We start from the raw sequence: 23,687 nt of genomic DNA on the forward strand, positions 1-23,687 counted from the left end.
ATGCAGCGTTCTAGCGGCGAAGCTCTGCGACAAAGTCGTAGTAGTCGTTACGGCAATAGGTGTCGGTGACTTCGATGGGCGTGTTGTCTTCCAGGTAGCCGACCCGGGTCATCAGCAACATGGCGGTGCCGGGGGCGATGCCCACCAGGGCTGCGAATTCGTCCGAGGCGTTGATCGCCTGGATGTGCTGCAGGGCGCGGACAACCGGTTTGCCGATGCCGTCGAGGTATTCGTAGAGGGAATCGCCCACCGCCTGCGGCTTGGGAATGATCGAGGCGGGCAGGGTGCTCATCTCGATGGCCATCACCGTGTCGTCGGCCTTGCGCAGGCGTTTGAGGCGCGCGACTTTGTCGTTGGGCGACAGGCCGAGGCGGATCAGTTCTTCGTGGGTCGGCAAGGTGATTTCCCGCTCCAGCCATTGCGATCCGGGCACGAAACCCTTGAGGCGGAGCATTTCACTGAAACCGGAAAGGCGCGACAACGGTTGTTCGAGACGCGGCGTGATGAAGGTGCCGGAGCCCTGGTTGCGGCGGATCAGGCCTTGTTCGAACAACACTTCCAGAGCCTTGCGTGCAGTGACGCGGGAGATGCCCAGCGCCTCGCTCAGATTGCGCTCCGACGGCATGGCCTGTTCGGCTTTCCACTGGCCGGCATGGATCGCCGCTTCCAGATTGCGTGCCAGTTGCAGGTACAACGGCGTGGGTTGGGTGTCGTCCGGGCGCAGGGCTGAAAGGTCGTTCATTTAATTATTGTCCGACGCGTCTGTAGGAAAGTTACTTGTTCGCTGTAGGACAAAAAACTAATACCACTTGAATACCATGTCAATGCAGCTCTCAGGCTGCAGGTGCGTTAAACAGGCCTTATTGGGCGCAGTGGAAAGAGGCTGGATTGAAGTGGTATTAGCGGTGGGAGGATTTAAAGCAAAGATCGCAGCCTTCGGCAGCTTCTACAGGGGGAAATGGTATTCACCCTGCAGGAGCTGCCGAAGGCTGGAATTTTTTTGATTTTTTTTGCGAGGCGACCAAAGGTCGGGGGATTTACGGGCGGATCTCGATCATCGTGCCGTCCGGCACCAGGTTCCAGACTTCGCGCATGTCCATGTTGCGCATGGCGATGCAGCCGTCGGTCCAGTCCAGGGTGTGGAACAGGTCTTCCGGGGTGTCTTCGCTGTCCGGGGTGCCGTGGATCATGATCATGCCGCCGGGCTCGACGCCTTCACGACGGGCGCGGGCGGAGTCGCTGATGTTCGGGTAGGAAATGTGCATCGCCAGGTTGAAACGGTCGCTGATCTTGCGCCAGTCGACCCAGTAGAAGCCTTCCGGGGTGCGCTTGTCGCCTTCCATCAGCTTCGGCCCCTTGGGACGCTTGCCCAGGGAAATGCGATAGGTTTTGAGCGGCTTGCCGTCATTGATCAATTGCAATTGATGGGAAGACTTGAGAATCAGGATTTTCTCGATGACCTTGCCGTCCAGGGTTTCCACGGCAGAAGCCTGGGACACCGTGACAAACGACAAACAGAACAGGGCAAGCAACCAGCGCATTGAAACGATTCCCCAGGAGGTGTCGCGACTATTTATGTATAGAAGTTTTTGCAGGAGCTGCCGCTGGCTCTGGCCGCATTCGGACAATCTTTCGGCGCCTCCCGGTGATGCCGAGATGACATCAGATAATGGCAGGCTGAGCAAGCGGTGGGATCGATTCAGACCGAACGGGATAGATTTCGGTCCGCCGGTCAGCGAAGAAGCATTCTAAGGTACGGCCCACCGTGCGGAAAGCCAGCTCATCCCATGGAATGTCCGCTTCGTCGAATAGTTGCACTTCCAGGCTCTCGGGGCCGGCGCAAAAGTCCAGGTCCACCAGTTCGGCACGGAAGAACACATGCACCTGGCTGATGTGCGGCACGTCGATCAGGGTATAGATGTTCAGGTTGCGCACCCGGGCGCAGGCTTCCTCGGCCGTCTCGCGAATGGCAGCCTGTTCGATGGTCTCGCCGTTCTCCATGAAACCGGCGGGCAGGGTCCAGTAACCGCGTCGCGGCTCGATGGCCCGCCGGCACAGCAATACCTGGGTGCCCCAGGTCGCCACGCAGCCGGCGACGATGTTGGGGTTCTGGTAGTGAATGGCGTGACAACTGTCGCAGACAAAGCGCAGGCGCGAATCGCCTTCGGGAATGCGCTGGGTCACCGGGTTACCGCACTGGCTGCAAAATTTCATGCTGGGGTTCCTGAATGCTGCGCCTATCTTGGCGTGCGGCAGTGCCGGTCGGCAAGTTGTCGTTTCGCGACATGGGGCGGTTGCGGGGGTTGGGCGACCGCAGCGATTGGTGCATGATGCCGGGTAAGGCACAAATCGAGAACACTCATGCTGGACGAGCTACTGCATCGGGTTAGTAACCACACTCCACGCACACTGGAGACCGATCGTCGTTTTCCCGAGGCAGCGGTGCTGGTGCCCATCACCCGCAGTGACGAGCCCGAGCTGGTGTTGACCCTGCGTGCCAGCGGCCTGTCGACCCATGGCGGCGAAGTTGCCTTCCCCGGCGGGCGCCGTGACCCCGAAGACCCCGACCTGATTTTCACCGCCCTGCGTGAAGCCGAAGAAGAGATCGGCCTGCCGCCGGGGCTGGTCGAGGTGATCGGACCGCTCAGCCCGCTGATCAGCCTGCATGGCATCAAGGTCACGCCCTATGTCGGGGTGATCCCGGATTTTGTCGAATACCGGGCCAACGACGCCGAGATCGCCGCGGTGTTCAGCGTGCCCCTGGAATTCTTCCGTAAAGACCCTCGCGAACATACCCACCGCATCGACTATCAGGGCCGCAGCTGGTACGTGCCGAGCTATCGCTATGGCGAATACAAGATCTGGGGGCTGACGGCGATCATGATCGTTGAGTTGATCAACCTGCTGTATGACGCCAAAATCAGCCTGCATCAGCCTCCCAAAAGCTTTATCAGTATCTGAAGCCATCGTTCGAATGGCCTGAATACTGGTTTTGCTGAAAAAGCCTGCCTGAGCCTTGAGGAATACAACAATGAAATACCGCCTGGGCGACGCCCGCGTCGAAACCCATCCACAGAGCTGGGTCGCACCCAATGCCGTGCTGGTGGGCAAGGTCAAGCTGGAAGAGGGCGCCAACGTCTGGTTCAACGCCGTATTGCGCGGCGACAACGAATTGATCCTGATCGGCAAGAACAGCAACGTCCAGGACGGCACCGTGATGCACACCGACATGGGCTACCCACTGACCATCGGTACCGGCGTGACCATCGGCCACAACGCCATGCTCCACGGCTGCACCGTCGGCGACTACAGCCTGATCGGCATCAACGCGGTGATTCTCAATGGTGCGAAGATCGGCAAGAACTGCATCATCGGCGCCAATTCGCTGATCGGCGAAGGCAAGGAGATTCCGGACGGATCGCTGGTCATGGGCTCGCCCGGCAAAGTGGTGCGTGAATTGACCGAGCCGCAAATCAGGATGCTGGAGGCCAGCGCTGCTCACTACGTGCACAACTCGCAGCGCTATGCCCGCGACCTGGCCGAGCAGGAAGAATGACTGCCAGCGAACGCCCGGTTGCATCGCCCTGCGTGAATATCTGTGCGCTGGACGACGATGACATCTGCACCGGTTGCCAACGCACGGTGGAGGAGATTACCCGCTGGAGCCGCATGACCAACGACGAGCGCCGCACGGTGTTGGGGTTGTGTCATGAGCGGGCCAAGGCCAGTGGGTTGATCTGGATGTTGCCTTCCAAATCCGATAACTGAATTGCCCCCAGAAAGTGCTTCGCACTTTATCGCGAGCAAGCTCGCTCCCACATGGGAATGCGTTTGACTGTAGGAGCGAGCTTGCTCGCGATGGACTCAAGAACACCGCGGGGAGCCAGACGTCCCGCGTTATCGTTAACGACCATCGCGAGCAGGCTCGCTCCCACATGGGAATGCGTTCGATTGTAGGAGCGAGCTTGCTCGCGATGGACTCAAGAGCACCGCGGGGAGCCAGACGTCCCGCGTTATCGTTAACGACCATCGCGAGCAAGCTCGCTCCCACATGGGAATGCGTTCGTCTGTGGGAGCGAGCTTGCTCGCGATGGACTCAAGAGCACCGCGGGGAACCAGACTTCCCGCGTTATCGTTAACGACCATCGCGAGCAAGCTCGCTCCCACATGGGAATGCGTTTGACTGTAGGAGCGAGCTTGCTCGCGATGGGCTCAAGAGCACCGCGGGGAGCCAGACGTCCCGCGTTATCGTTAACGACCATCGCGAGCGGGCTCGCTCCCACATGGGAATGCGTTCGTCTGTGGGAGCGAGCTTGCTCGCGATGGACTCAAGAACACCACGGGGAGCCAGACGTCCCGCGTTATCGTTAACGACCATCGCGAGCGGGCTCGCTCCCACATGGGAATGCGTTCGTCTGTGGGAGCGAGCCTGCTCGCGATGGACTCAAGAACACCACGGGGAGCCAGACGTCCCGCGTTATCGTTAACGACCATCGCGAGCAGGTTCGCTCCTACTGTATCCTGTGCGGCAAAATTACAGGTACTTCCACGCCCATGCTCTTCCTGATTGCCTACATCAGCAGCGTCGTGCTGATCAACTACGCCTTTTCCACCGCCCCGCACCTGGACATCATCTGGTCGGCCTGGGGCGGGCTGGTGTTTGTGTTGCGCGACATGGTGCAAGCCCGATTCGGGCATGGCGCCCTCGCAGCGATGCTGGTGGCGCTGGTGTTGTCCTATGTCACCTCCGATCCGTCCATCGCCCTGGCCAGCGCCACGGCGTTCGCCGTTTCCGAGTGCATCGACTGGCTGGTGTTCAGCATCACCCGGCGCCCGCTGCATGATCGCCTGTGGATAAGTTCGGCCCTGAGCATTCCCCTCGATACCTTTATCTTTTTTGGCATGATCGACGCCCTGACGCCGGGCGTGATCCTCACCGCCCTTGGCTCGAAATTCGCCGGGGTCACCGCCGTGTGGCTGATCATGGCCTGGCGCCTGCGCAAACAGGCTGTCGTCAGCTGAAGTTCATGTAAAATGCCGCGCTTTCTCCCCATGGGAAGCGTGCTTCCCTCGATGATCCGCTCCTTGAGGACCTTCAGATGACCCGTATCGGAACTCCATTGTCGCCGACCGCGACCCGCGTATTGATGTGTGGCTGTGGCGAGTTGGGCAAGGAAGTGGTGATCGAGCTGCAACGCCTGGGCGTTGAAGTGATTGCCGTGGACCGCTACGCCAACGCGCCGGCCATGCAGGTGGCGCACCGCAGCCACGTGATCAACATGCTCGATGGTGCTGCCCTGCGTGCCGTGATCGAAGCCGAAAAGCCGCACTTCATCGTGCCGGAAATCGAAGCCATCGCCACCGCGACCCTGGTGGAACTGGAGGCCGAAGGCTTCACCGTTATCCCGACCGCCCGTGCTGCGCAGCTGACCATGAACCGTGAAGGCATCCGTCGCCTGGCCGCTGAAGAGTTGGACCTGCCAACCTCGCCGTACCACTTCGCCGACACCTTCGAGGATTACAGCAAAGCCGTTGAAGACCTCGGGTTCCCGTGCGTGGTCAAGCCGGTCATGAGTTCTTCGGGCAAGGGCCAGAGCCTGCTGCGTAGCGTCGATGACGTGCAGAAGGCTTGGGACTACGCCCAGGAAGGTGGTCGTGCCGGTAAAGGTCGGGTGATCATCGAAGGCTTCATCGATTTCGACTACGAAATCACCCTGCTGACCGTGCGCCACGTCGGCGGCACCACCTTCTGCGCGCCGGTCGGTCACCGTCAGGAGAAGGGCGACTACCAGGAATCCTGGCAGCCGCAAGCCATGAGCCCGGTTGCCCTGGCTGAGTCCGAGCGTGTCGCCAAAGCCGTGACCGAAGCCTTGGGTGGCCGTGGTCTGTTCGGCGTCGAGCTGTTCATCAAGGGTGATCAGGTGTGGTTCAGCGAAGTCTCGCCGCGCCCGCATGACACCGGCCTGGTCACGCTGATTTCCCAGGACCTGTCGCAGTTCGCCTTGCACGCGCGGGCCATTCTCGGTCTGCCGATCCCGTTGATCCGTCAGTTCGGGCCTTCGGCCTCGGCGGTGATCCTGGTGGAAGGGCAGTCGACCCAGACCGCTTTCGCCAACCTGGGCGCTGCGTTGAGCGAGCCGGATACCGCGCTGCGCCTGTTCGGCAAGCCTGAAGTCAACGGCCAGCGCCGCATGGGCGTGGCCCTTGCGCGCGACGAATCGATCGAAGCCGCCCGCGCCAAGGCGACCCGTGCTTCGCAGGCGGTTGTTGTCGAGCTGTAAAAACAGCTGCGGCGGGCCTATACCTTCTAAAGGCTCGCCTACTGATCCTTGTAGGAGCGAGCTTGCTCGCGATGGACTAGAGGGCGACGCGTTCAATCAGAAAGTACGCGTTATCGTTAACGACCATCGCGAGCAAGCTCGCTCCCACAGGTAATTCGCGTCCGATCTTTTATCAGCGCTCCAGGCCTGTACCCCATGAATTCCCAAAGCATCATCGTCCCGAAAATCTCCACCCTGCCGGTACACGAACCCCGGGCCCGGGCCGTTGTGCGCTGGCTGGTGCGCAAGAACATCATCCAGGAAGAGCTGACCACGTGCGGCCGCACCGGCAATCGCATGGGCCATGCGATCGCCGAAGGTGCCCGTGAGGTGGTCCTGCACCCGGACGCGCTGCCGTTCGGCGAGTCGATCAATGGCCTGGAGATCATCACCAAGCGCTGCATCTATACGCCGGCCAAGGGTTTTCTTGGCGAAGCGGGCTGCGCCGAGTGCCGCAAGGAAGTGGGTGAAGCCCTGTTCGAAAGCCTGGAAGACTGGATGCCGGGGCGTACCGACAACTTCACCTGCCCCGAATGCGGGCATGAAGACGACATCAACGGCTTCCTGTTCCTGCAGGAGTGCGGCTTCTCCAACCTCGGTTTTATCTTCAATAACTGGGCCGAAGCCGGGTTCAAACAGAGCTTTATCGATGAATTCGCCGATTGGCTGGATCAGCCGGTCAGTTGGGTGAAAGTCGAGTTGTAGGAGCGAGCTTGCTCGCGATGAACTTGAAGGCGACGTTGGTTTCCAGAAAGCACGCGTCATCGTTCACGACCATCGCGAGCAAGCTCGCTCCCACAAAAAAGCAGCAATCCGTAACGCCGTAATCCCCGTATGTCAGTAATGCCAATAATAGACAGAGTTTTACATTGAACCCGAAGGGGTGTCTGACTATAATGGCGCGCTTCCATTTTCCCGCTCGGGAGCCCCCGCGATGCTGCGTATCAGCCAAGAAGCTCTGACATTCGACGACATTCTCCTAGTGCCCGGTTATTCCGAGGTGCTTCCTAACGAAGTCAGTCTCAAGACCCGCCTTACCCGTGGCATCGAGCTGAATATTCCACTGGTTTCCGCTGCCATGGACACCGTCACTGAAGCCCGTCTGGCAATCGCCATGGCTCAGGAAGGTGGTATCGGCATCATCCACAAGAACATGACCATCGAGCAGCAAGCTGCCGAAGTCCGCAAGGTCAAGCGTTACGAAGCTGGTGTGGTCAAAGACCCGATCACCATCGTCGCCGACGCCACCGTGCGCGAGTTGTTCGAATTGACCCGCATGCACAACATCTCCGGCGTTCCGGTGCTGCACAATGGCGACCTGGTCGGCATTGTCACCTCCCGTGACGTGCGTTTCGAGAACCGTCTGGAAGCCACTGTCCGTGAAGTGATGACGCCTAAAGAGCGTCTGGTCACGGTCAAGGAAGGCGCCGACAAGAACGATGTGCGTGAACTGCTGCACAAGCACCGCATCGAACGCGTGCTGATCGTCGACGACAAATTCGCCCTCAAGGGCATGATGACCGTCAACGACATCGAAAAAGCCAAGGCTTACCCGCTGGCCAGCAAGGACGATCAAGGTCGTCTGCGCGTTGGTGCTGCAGTCGGTACCGGTAAAGACACCGGTGATCGCGTTGCCGCACTGGTCGCCGCCGGCGTTGACGTGGTGGTGGTCGACACCGCTCACGGTCACTCCAAAGGCGTGATCGACCGCGTTCGCTGGGTCAAGCAGAACTTCCCTGAAGTGCAGGTCATCGGCGGCAACATCGCCACCGGCGCCGCCGCCAAGGCCCTGGCCGAAGCTGGCGCCGACGCAGTCAAGGTCGGTATCGGCCCTGGCTCGATCTGCACCACCCGTATCGTCGCCGGTGTCGGCGTGCCGCAAATCAGCGCCATCGCCAACGTCGCCGCTGCCCTTGAAGGCACAGGCGTACCGTTGATCGCCGACGGCGGCATCCGTTTCTCCGGTGACCTGTCCAAGGCCATCGTGGCCGGTGCTTCCTGCGTGATGATGGGCTCGATGTTCGCCGGTACCGAAGAAGCGCCGGGCGAGATCGAACTGTTCCAGGGCCGTTCGTACAAGGCTTATCGCGGCATGGGTTCGCTGGGCGCCATGTCCCAGGCCCAGGGTTCCTCCGACCGTTACTTCCAGGACTCCTCGGCAGGCGCCGAGAAGCTGGTTCCGGAAGGCATCGAAGGGCGTGTTCCGTACAAGGGCACCCTGAGCGCGATCATCCACCAGTTGATGGGCGGCCTGCGCTCCTCGATGGGCTACACCGGCAGTGCCGACATCGAAGAGATGCGCACCAAGCCTGAGTTCGTGCGGATCACCGGCGCCGGCATGGCCGAATCCCACGTTCACGACGTGCAGATCACCAAGGAAGCGCCAAACTACCGCGTAGGTTGAGCCTTCAAGCAACAAGCTAAGCAACCGGGGCTGTTTTATTCAGCCCCGAGTTGTTTCTGAATCACGACTGTTTCCGAATTTTTTAGACGAGACTGAATCATGGCCCTCGACATTCACGCTCACCGCATCCTGATCCTCGACTTCGGTTCCCAGTACACCCAGCTGATCGCCCGCCGCGTGCGTGAAATCGGCGTGTACTGCGAACTGCACCCGTTCGACATGGACGAAGATGCGATCCGCGAATTCGCTCCTAAAGGCGTCATCCTCGCCGGCGGCCCAGAGTCGGTTCACGAAGCCAACAGCCCTCGCTGCCCGCAAGCCGTTTTCGACCTGGGCGTGCCGGTCTTCGGTATCTGCTACGGCATGCAGACCATGGCCGAGCAACTGGGCGGCAAGGTTGAAGGTTCCGAGCTGCGTGAGTTCGGTTATGCCCGTGTTGATGTAGTCGGCAAGAGCCGCCTGCTGGACGGCATCGAAGACCATATCGACGCTGATGGCCTGTTCGGCCTCGACGTGTGGATGAGCCACGGTGACAAGGTCACCCGCATGCCGGAAGACTTCCACATCCTGGCCAGCACTCCGAGCTGCCCGATCGCCGGCATGTTCAGCGACGAGCGTCGTTACTACGGCGTGCAGTTCCACCCGGAAGTGACCCACACCAAGCAGGGCGGTCGCATCCTGTCGCGCTTCATCCTCGACATCTGCGAGTGTGAAGCCCTGTGGACCCCGTCGAAAATCGCTGAAGACGCCATCGCCCAGGTTCGCGCCCAGGTCGGCACCGACAACGTCCTGCTCGGCCTGTCCGGCGGTGTGGACTCGTCCGTGGTTGCCGCGCTGCTGCACAAAGCCATCGGCGACCAACTGACCTGCGTGTTCGTCGACAACGGCCTGCTGCGCCTGCACGAAGGCGAGCAAGTGATGGCCATGTTCGCCGAGAACATGGGTGTCAAGGTGATCCGCGCCAACGCCGAAGAGCAGTTCCTCGGTAATCTGGCCGGCGAAGCCGACCCGGAGAAGAAGCGCAAGATCATCGGCCGTACCTTCATCGACGTGTTCGATGCCGAATCCTGCAAGCTGGACAACATCAAGTACCTGGCCCAGGGCACCATCTACCCGGACGTGATCGAGTCGGCTGGCGCGAAAAGCGGCAAGGCCCACGTGATCAAGTCGCACCACAACGTGGGTGGCCTGCCGGAAGAAATGAACCTCAAGCTGGTTGAACCCCTGCGCGAGCTGTTCAAGGACGAGGTCCGTCGTCTGGGCCTGGAACTGGGCCTGCCGTACGACATGGTCTACCGTCACCCGTTCCCGGGCCCGGGCCTGGGCGTGCGCATCCTCGGTGAAGTGAAGAAGGAATACGCCGACCTGCTGCGTCGCGCCGACCACATCTTCATCGAAGAACTGCGCAAGGCCGACTGGTACCACAAGGTCAGCCAGGCGTTCGTAGTGTTCCAGCCGGTGAAATCGGTTGGCGTGGTGGGTGATGGCCGTCGTTACGCCTGGGTCGTGGCCCTGCGTGCCGTGGAAACCATCGACTTCATGACCGCGCGTTGGGCACACCTGCCTTACGAACTGCTGGAAACCGTTTCCGGCCGCATCATCAATGAAATCGAAGGCATCTCCCGCGTCACCTACGACGTGTCGAGCAAGCCGCCAGCGACCATTGAGTGGGAATGATCGTATGAGCCTGTGAACGCAGGCTCAAAACGATAGCGACAAAAAGAAGCCCCGGGTTGTGAGACCCGGGGCTTCTTGCGTTTCAGTTGTGTTCGCCCCAAATCCCCTATGGGAGTGAGCTTGCTCGCGATGAGGCCAGCACATCCAACATCTCCCGCGCCTGACACGCCGCCATCGCGAGTAGCTTGATTTACACCGGCAAGCGCCCTTCGAGGTTCATGCCCATACGGCTAAGACCCCAGGACAGCTCGTCGATGCTGGCATAAGGCACCTGATTCACGTCGGTCCATGCGGGGCGATTGATCAGGTAGCTGCCGTCAGCTGTGCGCTCGACCATCGTTCGGACCACTTGGCCGAGTCTGTTGCGATGAATCAGTGTCCAGTTTCCGTTCGATTTCTCGAAAGTGAACATGCCTTGCCGATATAGCAGTCGATCAAGTGCTTCCGGTGTCTTTTCAAGCAACGGCAGTGGCATCTGCAAGCTCAAGTCAGCGTGCAAGGTGTCGAAGTTTCCGTCGGTTAATTCGGGTTGGGTGGCAAAGCCGCGGCCTACCTCAATGCCTCGATCCGTTTCAATCAGCAGGCTTTCTTCCGGCAGCACTTCTTCGATACGCAAACCAATACCGCCCTGCATTTCGCTGATGCCGGACATTCCACGAAAGGTGTTGATGTTTTCCTGATCCGTCAGCACCACCCATCTGCCCGCTCCGTTGAGCGTTTTGTCGGCCTCCATGATGGTGTGGGTGAGGTAGGTCTTGATGGCTTGCTCATGCATGTCGGGAAGTGATGGGCCGGGGAAACGGTAACTGGCCAGGCAGTCGGTTGCCTGAATCCGAATGCCATTTTGTTGAGCCGCCTTGACCACTTCAAGCGGGGTGAATCTGCCGGAGGGATCGCTTTTCAGCTTTTGCAAATACGCCTTGAGATCATCGGGCATTGACCCGGTCTTGAAGAATTGATCGAGTTCCACCTGGTTGAAGTCGTTGAGCAGGCGATGGAAATAGATCGTCTTGACTTCCTGTTGGGCAAGGATCGGCATGTTCTCGATGAGAAACCGCATGCTGGCAATGCGGTCCTGGCTTTCACCGATGACCAGGCCCGGTGCCGCTTCAAATATCTTCGGGAGCAGTTCTGCGGCAGTGGTTGATGGCGTCACGACTGGAAGCTGCGGACGAGGGGGTAATGAAGCGAAAAATCCACTGCGGGAAAAGAATTGACGGGCGTCTTGTGACAGCGTGGCGCGCGGGGCCGCGACGTATCGTGCGTAAGTGGACTCTGCGCGAAAGCTTCCGTCTGGCTGACGGACCAGTTTGATATGGGTTTCTCTCTCGCCCATCGCCAGTAGTCTGATACTGAATCGGTTAGTTGCATCGTATTGCGTGGCCGGGCGGCGCAGGATGGCCTGTGTTGGCTCTTGAGCAGAGGCAGACGCAGAGGCGGGAGCAGGCGTAGAGGCCGGAGCAGATGTAGACGGCGGAACGCGGGACCCGCCCGGATGCCGGTTTCCACCACCCCTGAGCCCGGCTCGGGGTGTCAGCTCCCATTCGCCCTCGGCATTGAGACGCACAGGGAGTGAACCTGAAAACGCGTTGGGATTTTCAGGGTCGATGATGGCCCAGGTGCCGCCTCCGTTGGGATCGGCTTCGTAGCGCACGTAATAAGCCCTGTCATCGAGCAAGATCGCAGTGGCGGGGTTGGAGTCGAGTTGATAGATGCCCTGGAATTTCCCGGCTTCACTCACGGGTGTCTGCCCCTCGAGCAGTTCATTGGCTTGCCAGTGGTCCGGTATTTCGATGGGTTGAGAGGTTCCTGACAAGGGTGAATCGAGTTCACTTGCCAGCTCGACGGGCCAGCCCATGGGCTTCATGCCCTTTGCAACCAACGCTTGCTTGAGTTCTTCGAGGTTGTCCACTGTCATGGACTCGTAGGCTGGCCGAAGCGGGGTATCCAGATTCAGCCTTCCACCCGGCGTGGATCTGATGACGCTGTCTGCCATCCCGTTGTTGGCATTGCGATAAACCACAAGGACGCTGCTGCGGTAGCGCTGGAAGGTGAACATCCCCGGTTCAGGCAGCAGCGCTCGCAGTTGTTGCGGGGTCCTGTATGCCCACGGGGTTTGCATCTGCACGCGCCAGTCGCCTTTGATCAGTGCATGGACGCTGTCGAAGTCCATGCCATCAGATACGTAAAAAACAGGGGAATCCGGATAGTCCGCATGCTCCACAGCCAACCCCGGATCGGAGTTGATGGGTTGCGCTTGCCCCGGCGCTACGTCATCGATACGAATGCTCAGGGCATCGGTCTGTTCGCTAATGCCGCGATAGCCTCTGAATGTCGCCATGTTTTCCTGATTGACCAAGGCAACCCATTTGGCCGGTTCTTTCAATGCTTCGTTGAACCGGATGACCTCGCTGGCAAAAAAACTCCTGGCCATCTGGTAATCGGATTCCCAGTTAATCGCTTCTTTGTTGATGTTGTAGGTCGTCGACATGTCGAGGGCCTGAACCCGGATCTGTTGGGTATTGGCGGCTTTGACCAGCGCCAGCAGATTGAATTGGCCTGTTGGGTCGTTGCCGGCCTTTATGTCGAGTTTTTTCAGGTAGTTTTCCAGCTCGGCGGGCATTTCACCGGTGCGCGCGAAGGTGTCCAATTCGAGTTGATTGACGTTGGCCAGCAGCTCCTGCAAGTACAGGGTCTTGACGCCATGTTGCGCGAGCGTTGGCATGTTTTCGATCAGGAACTGTTTGCTGCCGATGCTGCCCCGGCTCTCGCCGACGACCAGGCCCGGTTTTTCCGCGTAGGTCGCTTCAAACAGTTCGCCAGGCGTGGCAAACGCTTGTGCAGAGGACGCCGGTTGGCTCGGTGTCGGTGGGTGAAGCTCGTACCAGGCCCTGGCGTCGCTGATCAGGTTGCGACGAGGTTATTCCTGGGCCATCTCGAATTCGCTGAGGGTGATGACCTCTTGGTTGGCATCGGACATGAGTACGCTGTGGACGTCGATGTCTGCCACTGACCAGATCCGTCTGAACGGGCTGCGTACGTCGGGTCCACCCAGCGCCCATGCCCGCATTTCAGGGTCGTCAAGGCCCGGCACGTGAACGCCTGGCCGTTGTGACGACTCCTCGACGGCGGGGGAGGCGGCGTCCGCTGCTTGCATCCCGCCTCTGAGGCCCAGTTTGGGAACGACTTCCCATTCTCCCGAATCATTCATAAACCGTACTGGAATCGAATCCGTGAAAGAGTCGGGATTGGCCGGGTCGATGATTGCCCAGTACCCACGCCCGTTGAGGCTGTTTTCATAACGCACGTAATAGGCGTTGCCGTTGAGTTTGATGGCGGACGAAGGATTCGAGGCGAGCCGATATGTACCCTGGAACTTGCCTGACTCACGAACCAGGGCGTCATCGCTGAGCACATCATTAATCCTGAAGGAGTCTGGCACTGATGACGCTGGCCTGTCCTCAGTCGAGCCCGTGACAGCCTCTGATTCTCCTTCGATGGTTCCGACCTTCGACCCGGCGGTTTCGGCAGGTGTGGTTGATTCAATCAGATCAGCCATTTCTTTGGCTTCGGCGGCGTCGATGTCCGGGCCGATTTCCTCCAGCGATCCCGGACCTTTGAGCACCAGGAGGTTGAACAGCAAATCGATACCGCTGAGCACGGCGCCAAGAACGCCGGCCTTGCGTTCCTTGGCGGTTTTGCCATTGACCGCCTGATCGATGTTCAAACCCAGGCTGGCGATACTGGCGCCGACCACCGGCAGGGCAATCGGCCAACCGACCACCGCCATGGGGCCAAATACTTTTAAACCGGCGCTGAGGTAACCGATCCACAGTTTCTTGCGCAGATCGCCATTGGACGTCAGCGAGAGTTCGGCTTCGGCAAACATTGCGCTTTTGGTCGAGTTGCTCAACCAGCTGAATGCGTCGCCGGTGATGATCTGGTTTTTTTGATTGATCAGGTGATGGTCGTACTTGCCCCAAGTGCTGACCAGCCGGTTCATGATATCGGTGATGTTCTTGTCGATGGTTTGACGATCGGCCAAGGAAAAATGCGTCATGAAGCCTCGGCGAGCCTCTTCTTCGTTCATCTGCTGCAACATCCAGTAGTGCATGTCCGTCGCGGTTTCCAGCACTTTGAAAGCGACGTTTTCACCGGGCAGATACACGATCTGGCACCCCTTGGGTGCGACGAAACGCAGGATGTTGGTGGCAAGGTACCCGTCGACGTCCAGAGCCCGAACAATGTCGGCGCAAGGGTGCTGAGCCCGCAGCATCTGCAGGTCGACAGGCCAGTTGATCGGACCCATTACGGCGTTAGTGACGAACTGAAAGTCATCGTCGCTCAACTGCCGTTTGTCCCTGGCCTTTACGGCTTGTATCAGAAAATTGCATTTGGCCAGGGTTCGGAAGTCGGTGCCGGACTGCTTCCAGAACGCGGTCAATTTGTCGGTATAGAGCGTGCTGAAATCGATGTTCCAGAACGCCTTCAGCACCTCGTTGCCGTGCAGGCGTACTTCGTTGGTTTCGTTGAACCTCCCGGCGTTCGGGCCGGCGGTATAAAAGCCTGCATAGACGTCAAGCAGGTCGGCGTTGTCCTGATCGCTGGTGCGAAAGCGCTGGATCACCAGCTGTGTCAGGGTCGTGGTTGACGTCGGCGTTGCTTTGACATGCTCCCAACCAGTGAACGTTTTCGAACTGCTTTCGGCTGTGTCGAAACGGTGGAAGTACACCTGATCCGGATCGAGGTCGGTAATGCCGGATTTTTTCAGTAAGTCGCTGGCGACTTCGTGCGCCGTGTCTTGCAGGCTCGGGCAAGTCTGGATCACGGTGGTGGCGATCGCCTTGAGCGCGGCCTTGTCGGCGGCATTGGGCAGCGGGCGTGTTTCGTTCGGGTTCATGCACTCTCTTTCCTTGAGAAAACGGGATGTCGAGGATGGCCGGTTTTTTCAAGGCAAGTGCACTACATAGTTATGCCCACAGCTGATGTGCGGCCACAGGTCACCCTTACCGTTTCGCAGTTGCAGGTGTATCGTATTCGCCTTTTGCAGGCCCCCGGGCCTGTCGCTGATACGTGAGGTAGTTGAGTTCATGTCGTTTACCCGTCGCCAAATCCTCGGTGGCCTGGCCGGTCTTGTTGTCGTTGGTGTCGGTGCTGGGGGCGCGTCGCGCTACTGGCTGGGCAAGATGGCCGACGCCGAGGCGGGCCACGACTACGAGCTGATCGCGGCGCCGTTGGACGTGGAACTGGTAGCCGGGCACAAGACCCAGGCTTGGGCCTTCGGCCCTTCGGCGCCGGGCACCGAGTTGCGGGTGCGCCAGGGTGAATGGCTGCGGGTGCGTTTCATCAACCACCTGCCGGTCGCCACCACCATCCACTGGCACGGCATCCGTCTGCCGCTGGAAATGGACGGTGTGCCTTACGTCTCGCAGCTGCCGGTGCTGCCGGGCGAATACTTCGATTACAAATTCCGCGTGCCTGATGCCGGCAGCTACTGGTATCACCCCCATGTGAGCAGCAGCGAGGAACTCGGTCGCGGCCTGGTCGGCCCGCTGATTGTCGAGGAGCGTGAGCCCACCGGCTTCAAGTACGAAAAAACCTTGAGCCTGAAGAACTGGCATATCGATGAGCAGGGCGCTTTCGTCGACTTCAGTATTCCCCGGGAAGCGGCCCGTGGCGGCACGGCGGGGCGTCTGTCGACCATCAACGGCATCGCGCAAGCGGTGATTGATTTGCCGGCCGGGCAGATCACCCGTGTACGTTTGCTCAACCTCGATAACACCTTGACCTATCGCCTGAATATTCCCGGCGTCGAAGCGCAGATCTATGCGCTCGATGGCAACCCCATCGAACCGCGCCCGCTAGGCAAGGAATACTGGCTCGGCCCCGGCATGCGTATCTGCCTGGCGATCAAGGCGCCGCCGGCCGGTGAAGAATTGTCCCTGCGCAACGGCCCGGTGCGCTTGGGTACGCTGCGTTCGGTGGCCAACACCGACGCCCCGACCGAGTGGCCGCCCGCGCTGCCCGCCAACCCGGTGGCCGAGCCGGACCTGGCCAATGCCGAGAAACTCAACTTCAATTTCGAATGGGTCGGTTCGGTGTCGGTGAACGTCGATAATGGCAAGCCGCCAAGCCTGTGGCAGATCAATGGCAAGGCCTGGGACATCACCGACAAAACCTGTGCCGACCGCCCGATCGCCAAACTGGAAAAGGGCAAGAGCTACATTTTCGAATTGAAAAACATGACCCAGTATCAGCACCCGATTCACCTGCACGGCATGAGTTTCAAGGTCATCGCCTCGAATCGGCACAAGGTCATTCCGTATTTCACCGACACCTACCTGCTGGGCAAGAACGAGCGCGCGCAGGTAGCGTTGGTGGCGGATAATCCGGGTGTATGGATGTTCCACTGCCATGTGATCGATCACATGGAAACCGGCCTGATGGCCGCTATCGAGGTGGCGTGATGCGTCAGATTCGTCCCGCCGCCATCATCGACCGCAGTCGTGATCGCGAATTCATGCGTGAGGCCCTGGCACTGGCGGCCCAAGGCGCGGCCCTCGGCGAAGTGCCGGTGGGTGCGGTACTGGTCCAGGATGGGGAAATCATCGGTCGCGGCTTCAACTGCCCGATCAGTGGCAACGACCCCAGCGCCCACGCCGAGATGGTCGCAATCCGCGCCGCCGCCCAGGCCGTCAGCAATTACCGACTAACCGGCAGTACGCTTTACGTGACGCTGGAGCCGTGCAGCATGTGCGCGGGCCTGATCGTGCACTCGCGGATTGCCCGGGTGGTGTACGGCGCGCTGGAGCCCAAGGCGGGGATTGTGCAGAGCCAGGGGCAGTTCTTTACCCAGGGCTTTTTGAATCATCGGGTGTTGTATGAAGGCGGGGTGTTGGCGGAGGAATGCGGGGCGGTGCTCAGTGAATTCTTCAAGGCCCGGCGCGCAAAACCTTCAGACTGAACACCGCCCCCCTGTAGGAGCGAGCTTGCTCGCGATGGCGTGTCAGGCTAAGTGGTGTCGACTGACACACCATCGCGAGCAAGCTCGCTCCTACAGGTTCTTGCGTTACTTTCTGGCGACGATTACGGCCCGCATCGGCGCCGGCAGCCCTTCAATGGTCTTGCTGTGATCTTCCGGATCGAGGAAGTCACTGAGCGACTGATACTTCATCCACTCCGTCCCGCGCTGTTCCTCGATCGTGGTGGTGCTCACGTCCACGCACTTCACGTCTGTGAACCCGGCACGTCGCAACCACAACTCCAGCGCTGGCACCGACGGCAGGAACCACACGTTGCGCATCTGCGCGTAGCGGTCCTCCGGCACCAGCACCTGATGTTTGTCGCCTTCGACCACCAGGGTTTCCAGCACCAGCTCACCGCCCTTGACCAGGCAATCCTTCAGCGCCAACAAATGTTCGATGGGCGAACGGCGGTGGTAGAACACACCCATGGAAAACACTGTGTCGAACCCTTCGAGGTTCGGCGGCAGGTCTTCGAACGGGAAGGGCAGGTGCCAGGCGTTCGGCTCGGACAGGTAGCGTTGCACCGCCTGGAACTGGCAGAAGAACAGCCAGTTCGGGTCGACACCGATCACGCTGTCCGCGCCGGCGCCAAGCATGCGCCACATGTAATATCCGTTGCCACAGCCGACATCGAGGATGCGCTTGCCTTTCAGGTTCAGGTGCGGGGCGACCCGTGACCACTTCCAGTCCGAGCGCCATTCGGTGTCGACGTGCACGCCGAACAGGTCGAACGGCCCTTTGCGCCATGGCGACAGGCCCATCAGCGCGGTACGCATTTGCGCGCGGGTCTCGTCGCTGCAATCGGTATCGAGCTTCAAGCCATTGAGCAAATCGACTTCGCTCGGCTGGATCTTCGGCAGGGCGTCCAGCGCGCTTTGCCAGCGTTCCAGGTCGCCATGGCCCTTTTCCATTTTCTTGTCGAGTTGCGCTTGCAGAGTGTTGGCCCATTCGGCCAGCGGCGTGCCGGCCAGACGGCGGGCGAGGGGAGACAGATCAATCATGGCAAGGCAATCAACGAGGCAAAGTTAAGACACTGGAACCACGGCACGACTTTCGAGAACCCGGCGGCCAGCAGGCGTTCGCGGTGTTCTTCGAGGCTGTCGGGCTTCATGACGTTTTCGATGGCGCTGCGCTTCTGGGCGATTTCCAGTTCGCTGTAGCCGTTGGCGCGTTTGAAGGCGATATGCAGGTCGGTGAGCAACGCGTGTTCCTGCTCGTCTTCGAAACGCAGTTTTTCCGAGAGGATCAGGGCGCCGCCGGGCAACAGCGACTGACGGATGCGCGACAGCAATGCCGTGCGTTGGTCCGGGGCGATGAACTGCAGGGTGAAGTTCAGCGCCACCACCGAGGCCGGCTGGAACTCCAGGGCGAGGATGTCGCCTTCGATCACCTCCACCGGCAGCAACTCCTGGAACATCGAATCCTGCCCGTTGAGGTACTCGCGGCAGCGTTCGACCATCGCCGCCGAGTTATCCACAGCGATCACCCGGCAGCCATCGGTGCGCACGTGTCGGCGCAAGGCCTGGGTCACGGCACCGAGCGACGAGCCCAGGTCATACAGCACGCTGCCCGGCTGGGCGAACTGCGCGGCGAGCACGCCGAGGTTTTCGACGATGGTCGGATAACCCGGCACCGAGCGCTTGATCATGTCCGGGAACACCCGCACCACGTCCTCGTTGAAGGCGAAGTCAGGCACCTGGGCCAGAGGCTGGGCGAAAAGGCGATCGGGTTCTTTGCTCACGGCGGTTCCAGCGGTGTAGGTGGAAAAGGCCGGCATTTTAGCCAAGTTGGCGCGGGGATGCGCGGGTTGTCTGATAAACCGCCAAGCAGCCTGCAAAGTCTGTGTGTTCAGTGATATTGCTATCGCGAGCAAGCTCGCTCCCACAAGGGCTGTGCAATACCTGTGGGAGCGAGCTTGCTCGCGATGGGGTCAGCGCGGTTTCTGAGTGAACGCCGATGCCGTGATGCCCCATTGCCCCAGCCAATAGCTGAGGATGATCACGTACGGCGCCGCGTCGAACGGCACCACGAAGCGGCTGATGCCGATCACGCTGTCGGAGAACACGAATGCCACTGCACCTGCCGCCGCCAGTAGCGCCGAGCGTTTGGGCACATCGGTCCCGAGTCGGGCCAGGGCGCGCCAGAGCATGGCGCTGATCGCCGTGCCATAGACAATCACGGGCACCAACAATGGCCCGAGGCCGTTGGAAATCAGAATCCCCAGCAGGACGGCGCCGACGCCGAGGGCCAGCACCAGTGGCAGCAATGCCAGGCGCCGGCAATCGCTCAAATACGCTTTCAGATAGGCCAGATGCGCAACCAGAAACGCCCCAAGGCCGAACACGAACAAATCCCCCGGCCATGCCAGCAACACGTCGCCGACCAGGGAGAAAATCAACCCCAGGCTGATCCAGCGCCGATATTCGCCTGGTGGTGCGTCATGCAACCAGCCAAGCAGGGCCAGCACCGGCAGCGGCTTGACCAGCAGGCACAGCAGGGACGCATGCACGCTCAGGCCATAAAGGAAGGTCACTGCGCCCATCAGCGCCAGAATCAGCCAGCCCACGGTCAGTTGACCGAGATCGCGCAGTCGAACGAATCCACCGGCAGCACTTCCGGCGCCCACGGCTGTTGCGAGGTCAGGCGCAAGCGGCCGGTGCCGGTCGCAAACGCCTGAAAGCGCCAGGTCGAGACCCCGGCCGCGCCGACGATGCCGGCATCTTCCGGGTTTCGATAAACCTCTGGCCCCAGGGTGTGCAAGACGCCACCAGCCGAATCCTGGATCGCCCAGCGATAGCCCGTGGTCGGATTGCTCGGCAGGGTCAGGATCAGGTTTTGCCCGTTGGTGAGTTTCACCGGACATTCGCTTTGTTTTTCCACGGTCACGTTTTGTTTCGGTTGCGTGGCACACGCGGCCAGCAAGGCGAGGGCGAGGGGGACAAGCAGGCGAATGGGGGACATGTGGTCAGTGGCTCCGGCGTTCACGACGAACGGCGAGCATAACCGAGATGAGACAAAGTGTGACAGTCGCCCGCAATGGGGGGGCAGGGTTGACGCTATCGCGAGCGGGCCACACACAGGGGGTAGAGGTAACCTCGTGAGAGCGACCTGCTCGGGATAAAGAAAATATTTACTGGTAGTGCTTAACGGTTAACTCACAAGAGAAAAACAGAAATCGCTTTCTGATGTAAATTCGATGCCATGCAGATCTTTGAACTTCATAACGACGTTGCCAGAGTACTGTTGTGTTTCGTTACTCACGGTCAAGTTCATGACACCTTCCAATGCCCAATGGCTGGTGTAGGCAGGGAAGTTTTCGGTATAGGCAATTTCTATCAAATGGTCCGGAGAGTTCAGTGTGTATGTTCCCGTCTCGATATGCTTGGGCATGTAAATGTCAAAGGCCCGGTCGAGTGGGGTGTTTTTTTCTCCGGCCTTGAAAATAGCGAGGATTTCCCTGTTTCCGACGCTGGCGAAAAATTCTTCGGACCGGAAGTCTTCACGATTCTGAAGGGTTGCATTCAAGTGGTTGTTTGGGCAGCAACGGCGAAATTTGACATTGTCATCAATGCGCTCGTCGACAAGATTTCTTCGTTGTTTGATATCCATGGGGTTCTCTCCTTTGTGCTTCTCGCACGAATGATTTGAACCTTGAGGATATAGAGCCGAAGTGCCTGGATGTACTCTCTGTTCTGATAGGATTACAAACCTATTAATTATGTATTTTGAGTTATTGCTGGCCTCGAAAAAATGGTCAGGTTACGAGCCTGACCATTTCGAAATCACACTGTTTAATCAGAACAACACCTTCGCCACATCCGCAAAGCGCTTGGCGAAGTGCACGGTAATCCCTTCCTTCAGATACTCCGGCAACTCCTCGAAATTCCCCCGGTTGGCCTCCGGCAGAATCAGTTCGAAAATCTTCTGCCGCCGCGCCGCAATCACTTTTTCCCGCACCCCGCCAATCGGCAATACATGCCCGGTCAACGTCAGTTCGCCGGTCATGGCCACGCCTTTTTTCGGTGGCTGATTGCGTGCCAGCGACAGCAGGGCGCTGGCCATGGTCACGCCGGCGCTCGGGCCGTCTTTCGGGGTGGCGCCTTCCGGCACGTGCAGATGGACGAAGGCTTCGTCAAAGAATTTCGGATCGCCGCCATAGGACTTCAGGTGCGAGCTGACATAGCTATAGGCGATTTCCGCCGACTCTTTCATCACATCACCCAATTGCCCGGTGAGCTTGAACCCACGGTTGAGGGTGTGGATGCGCGTGGCTTCGATCGGCAGGGTTGCACCGCCCATGCTGGTCCAGGCCAGCCCGGTGATCACGCCGACCCCCGCCAGCACCTGCTCGTTGCGAAACACCGGTTTGCCGAGTGAAGCCTCCAGGTCTTTCGGCCCGAGCTTGATCACGGCTTTCGGTTCGTCGAGCAGTTTCATCACCGCTTTGCGCACCAGTTTGCCGAGGTTTTTTTCCAGCTGGCGCACGCCGGCTTCACGGGCATAACCGTCGATCAGCGCCTTGAGCGCGCTGTCGCTGATGCTCAGGCTGCCCTTGGACACACCGGCTTTCTCAAGCTGCTTGGGCCACAGGTGACGCTTGGCGATGGCGACTTTTTCTTCGGTGATGTAGCCCGACAGGCGAATCACTTCCATCCGGTCCAGCAGCGGGCCGGGGATCGAATCCAGAGTGTTGGCGGTGCAGATGAACAGCACTTTCGACAGGTCCATCCGCAGATCCAGATAGTGGTCGAGGAATTCGACGTTCTGTTCCGGATCGAGGGTTTCCAGCAGCGCCGAGGCCGGATCGCCCTGGTAGCTCTGGCCCATCTTGTCGATTTCGTCGAGCATGATCACCGGGTTCATCACCTCGACGTCTTTCAACGCCTGCACCAGTTTGCCCGGCTGCGCGCCGATGTAGGTGCGGCGATGGCCCTTGATCTCGGCTTCGTCGCGCATGCCGCCAAGGCTGAAGCGATAGAACGGCCGGCCCAGGGATTCGGCGATGGATTTGCCGACGCTGGTCTTGCCCACGCCCGGCGGGCCCACCAGCAATACGATGGAACCGCTGATCTCGCCTTTGTAGGCGCCGACCGCGAGAAATTCGAGGATACGGTCCTTGATGTCATCGAGGCCGGCGTGGTGTTTGTCCAGTACCTTGCGCGCGTGCTTGAGGTCGAGTTTGTCCTCGCCGTACACGCCCCACGGCACCGAGGTCGCCCAGTCGATGTAATTGCGGGTCACCGCATATTCCGGCGAGCCGGTCTCGAGGATCGACAGCTTGTTCATTTCTTCTTCGAGGCGTTTCTGCACCTGCGTCGGCAGGACTTTGCCCACCAGCCGCTGCTCGAACTGTTCGAGGTCGGCGCTGCGGTCGTCCTTGGTCAGCCCCAGCTCCTGCTGGATAACCTTGAGTTGTTCCTTGAGGAAAAACTCGCGCTGATGTTCGCCGATTTTTCGGTTAACTTCGGCGGAAATCTCTTTTTGCAGGCGCGCGACTTCGACTTCCTTGCGCAGCATCGGCAGGACTTTCTCCATGCGCTTGAGCATCGGCACGCAGTCGAGCACTTCCTGCAACTCGCTGCCGGTGGCCGAGGTGAGCGCGGCGGCAAAGTCGGTCAGCGGCGACGGATCGTTGGGGCTGAAGCGGTTGAGGTAGTTCTTCAGCTCTTCGCTGTACAGCGGGTTGAGCGGCAGCAGTTCCTTGATCGCATTGATCAGCGCCATGCCGTAGGCCTTGACCTCGTCGGTCGGCTCGGTGGGCTGGTGCGGGTATTCGACTTCCACCAGGTACGGCGGGCGGTGGTGCTTGAGCCAGGTCTTGAGGCGTACGCGGGTCAGGCCTTGGGCGACGAACTGCAGCTTGCCGTTTTCGCGGCTGGCGTGGTGCACCTTGACCAGCGTGCCGTAGAGCGGCAGGGCCGAGGTGTCGAAATGGCGCGGGTCTTCCTGGGGCGTGTCCATGTAGAACAGGGCCAGGGAGTGGTGATCGGATTTGCTGACCAGATCGAGGGTTTCGGCCCACGGTTCTTCGTTGACGATGACCGGCAGCACCTGGGCCGGGAAGAACGGTCGGTTATGGATCGGGATGACGTAGACCTTGTCCGGCAGGTTCTGGCCAGGCAGGGCCAGGCCTTTGCCAGGTTTGTGCTGCTGGGCGTTTTCCGGATCGGCGTATTCACTCGGGTCTTCGGGGAATTCCTGCTGGTCGCTCATGGGGGCACCTGCGCAATGGGTATGGGTCTTAGATGGGGCAGGTTGGCG

At 59.8% G+C, this 23,687-nt stretch carries 19 protein-coding genes and 1 pseudogene; 10 read left to right on the forward strand and 10 right to left on the reverse strand.

The features are described 5' to 3' along the window. Window positions 1-10 precede the first annotated feature (10 nt). The 3 genes from PSJE_RS14770 to PSJE_RS14780 all read right to left on the reverse strand — a co-directional run bounded on the left by PSJE_RS14770 (window position 11) and on the right by PSJE_RS14780 (window position 2,214). Entirely contained in the window at window positions 11-742 is a 732-nt protein-coding gene (locus PSJE_RS14770) for a GntR family transcriptional regulator (protein ID WP_057716273.1), read from the reverse strand. Window positions 743-1,037: 295 nt separating this feature from the next. Continuing rightward, window positions 1,038-1,541 (reverse strand): L,D-transpeptidase family protein, encoded by a 504-nt coding sequence (locus PSJE_RS14775; RefSeq protein ID WP_007982819.1) that lies wholly within the window; start codon window positions 1,539-1,541, stop codon window positions 1,038-1,040. A gap of 121 nt (window positions 1,542-1,662) precedes the next feature. Further along, window positions 1,663-2,214 carry an NUDIX hydrolase gene (locus tag PSJE_RS14780; RefSeq protein ID WP_057716272.1) on the reverse strand — a complete coding sequence of 184 codons (552 nt, stop codon included), beginning with the start codon at window positions 2,212-2,214 and terminating at the stop codon, window positions 1,663-1,665. Window positions 2,215-2,361: 147 nt separating this feature from the next. On the opposite strand from PSJE_RS14780, the gene PSJE_RS14785 reads away from it, so the two are divergent. From PSJE_RS14785 to guaA, 8 genes are all read left to right on the forward strand, one after another. Then, window positions 2,362-2,961 carry a CoA pyrophosphatase gene (locus tag PSJE_RS14785; protein ID WP_057716271.1) on the forward strand — a complete coding sequence of 200 codons (600 nt, stop codon included), beginning with the start codon at window positions 2,362-2,364 and terminating at the stop codon, window positions 2,959-2,961. Between the two features lie 70 nt (window positions 2,962-3,031). Next, window positions 3,032-3,556: a gamma carbonic anhydrase family protein gene (locus PSJE_RS14790; RefSeq protein WP_057716270.1), complete on the forward strand. Its 525-nt coding sequence runs from the start codon at window positions 3,032-3,034 to the stop codon at window positions 3,554-3,556. Beyond that, window positions 3,553-3,768 (forward strand): DUF1289 domain-containing protein, encoded by a 216-nt coding sequence (locus PSJE_RS14795; protein ID WP_090453267.1) that lies wholly within the window; start codon window positions 3,553-3,555, stop codon window positions 3,766-3,768. Before PSJE_RS14790 ends, PSJE_RS14795 begins: the two co-directional genes overlap by 4 nt. Before the next feature lie 786 nt (window positions 3,769-4,554). Continuing rightward, window positions 4,555-5,022 carry a VUT family protein gene (locus PSJE_RS14805; RefSeq protein ID WP_057716267.1) on the forward strand — a complete coding sequence of 156 codons (468 nt, stop codon included), beginning with the start codon at window positions 4,555-4,557 and terminating at the stop codon, window positions 5,020-5,022. A gap of 77 nt (window positions 5,023-5,099) precedes the next feature. Then, entirely contained in the window at window positions 5,100-6,281 is a 1,182-nt protein-coding gene (gene purT / locus PSJE_RS14810; RefSeq protein WP_046040988.1) for a formate-dependent phosphoribosylglycinamide formyltransferase, read from the forward strand. A 195-nt stretch (window positions 6,282-6,476) separates the two neighbouring features. Continuing rightward, the gene (locus PSJE_RS14815; protein WP_057716265.1) at window positions 6,477-7,025 is read left to right on the forward strand and encodes a hypothetical protein; all 549 of its coding nucleotides are present in this window, start codon (window positions 6,477-6,479) and stop codon (window positions 7,023-7,025) included. A gap of 229 nt (window positions 7,026-7,254) precedes the next feature. Further along, window positions 7,255-8,724 (forward strand): IMP dehydrogenase, encoded by a 1,470-nt coding sequence (gene guaB, locus PSJE_RS14820; RefSeq protein ID WP_008053208.1) that lies wholly within the window; start codon window positions 7,255-7,257, stop codon window positions 8,722-8,724. A 99-nt stretch (window positions 8,725-8,823) separates the two neighbouring features. Further along, window positions 8,824-10,401, forward strand: coding sequence for a glutamine-hydrolyzing GMP synthase (gene guaA / locus PSJE_RS14825; protein ID WP_008053207.1), 1,578 nt, complete (start codon window positions 8,824-8,826; stop codon window positions 10,399-10,401). Between the two features lie 190 nt (window positions 10,402-10,591). Here guaA and PSJE_RS32215 read toward each other — a convergent pair. Beyond that, window positions 10,592-15,301: pseudogene (locus PSJE_RS32215) on the reverse strand (membrane-targeted effector domain-containing toxin). Window positions 15,302-15,491: 190 nt separating this feature from the next. On the opposite strand from PSJE_RS32215, the gene PSJE_RS14835 reads away from it, so the two are divergent. Both PSJE_RS14835 and tadA read left to right on the forward strand, forming a co-directional pair. Next, on the forward strand, window positions 15,492-16,868 hold the full coding sequence (locus tag PSJE_RS14835; RefSeq protein WP_090453270.1) for a multicopper oxidase family protein: 1,377 nt from the start codon (window positions 15,492-15,494) through the stop codon (window positions 16,866-16,868). Beyond that, window positions 16,868-17,365, forward strand: a complete 498-nt coding sequence (gene tadA / locus PSJE_RS14840; RefSeq protein WP_090453272.1) for a tRNA adenosine(34) deaminase TadA — start codon at window positions 16,868-16,870, stop codon at window positions 17,363-17,365. The genes PSJE_RS14835 and tadA overlap by 1 nt, the downstream gene beginning before the upstream one ends. Before the next feature lie 105 nt (window positions 17,366-17,470). Here tadA and cmoB read toward each other — a convergent pair whose 3' ends face one another. The 6 genes from cmoB to lon all read right to left on the reverse strand — a co-directional run bounded on the left by cmoB (window position 17,471) and on the right by lon (window position 23,639). Next, window positions 17,471-18,427, reverse strand: coding sequence for a tRNA 5-methoxyuridine(34)/uridine 5-oxyacetic acid(34) synthase CmoB (gene cmoB / locus PSJE_RS14845; protein ID WP_057716261.1), 957 nt, complete (start codon window positions 18,425-18,427; stop codon window positions 17,471-17,473). Continuing rightward, a complete protein-coding gene (gene cmoA / locus PSJE_RS14850) occupies window positions 18,424-19,167 on the reverse strand; it encodes a carboxy-S-adenosyl-L-methionine synthase CmoA (protein WP_008053199.1) in 744 nt (247 codons plus the stop codon). The genes cmoB and cmoA overlap by 4 nt, the downstream gene beginning before the upstream one ends. 189 nt (window positions 19,168-19,356) lie before the next feature. Continuing rightward, window positions 19,357-19,992, reverse strand: a complete 636-nt coding sequence (locus PSJE_RS14855) for a lysoplasmalogenase (protein ID WP_057716259.1) — start codon at window positions 19,990-19,992, stop codon at window positions 19,357-19,359. 2 nt (window positions 19,993-19,994) lie between these two features. Next, window positions 19,995-20,387 (reverse strand): protease inhibitor I42 family protein, encoded by a 393-nt coding sequence (locus PSJE_RS14860; protein WP_090453274.1) that lies wholly within the window; start codon window positions 20,385-20,387, stop codon window positions 19,995-19,997. Between the two features lie 189 nt (window positions 20,388-20,576). Further along, window positions 20,577-21,035, reverse strand: coding sequence for a hypothetical protein (locus tag PSJE_RS14865; RefSeq protein ID WP_090453275.1), 459 nt, complete (start codon window positions 21,033-21,035; stop codon window positions 20,577-20,579). 186 nt (window positions 21,036-21,221) lie between these two features. Continuing rightward, complete coding sequence (gene lon, locus PSJE_RS14870; RefSeq protein WP_090453276.1) at window positions 21,222-23,639, reverse strand: endopeptidase La; 2,418 nt, start codon at window positions 23,637-23,639, stop codon at window positions 21,222-21,224. Window positions 23,640-23,687 lie beyond the last annotated feature (48 nt).

It is taken from the genome of Pseudomonas jessenii (assembly GCF_002236115.1).
Taxonomy (GTDB): Bacteria; Pseudomonadota; Gammaproteobacteria; order Pseudomonadales; family Pseudomonadaceae; genus Aquipseudomonas; species Aquipseudomonas jessenii.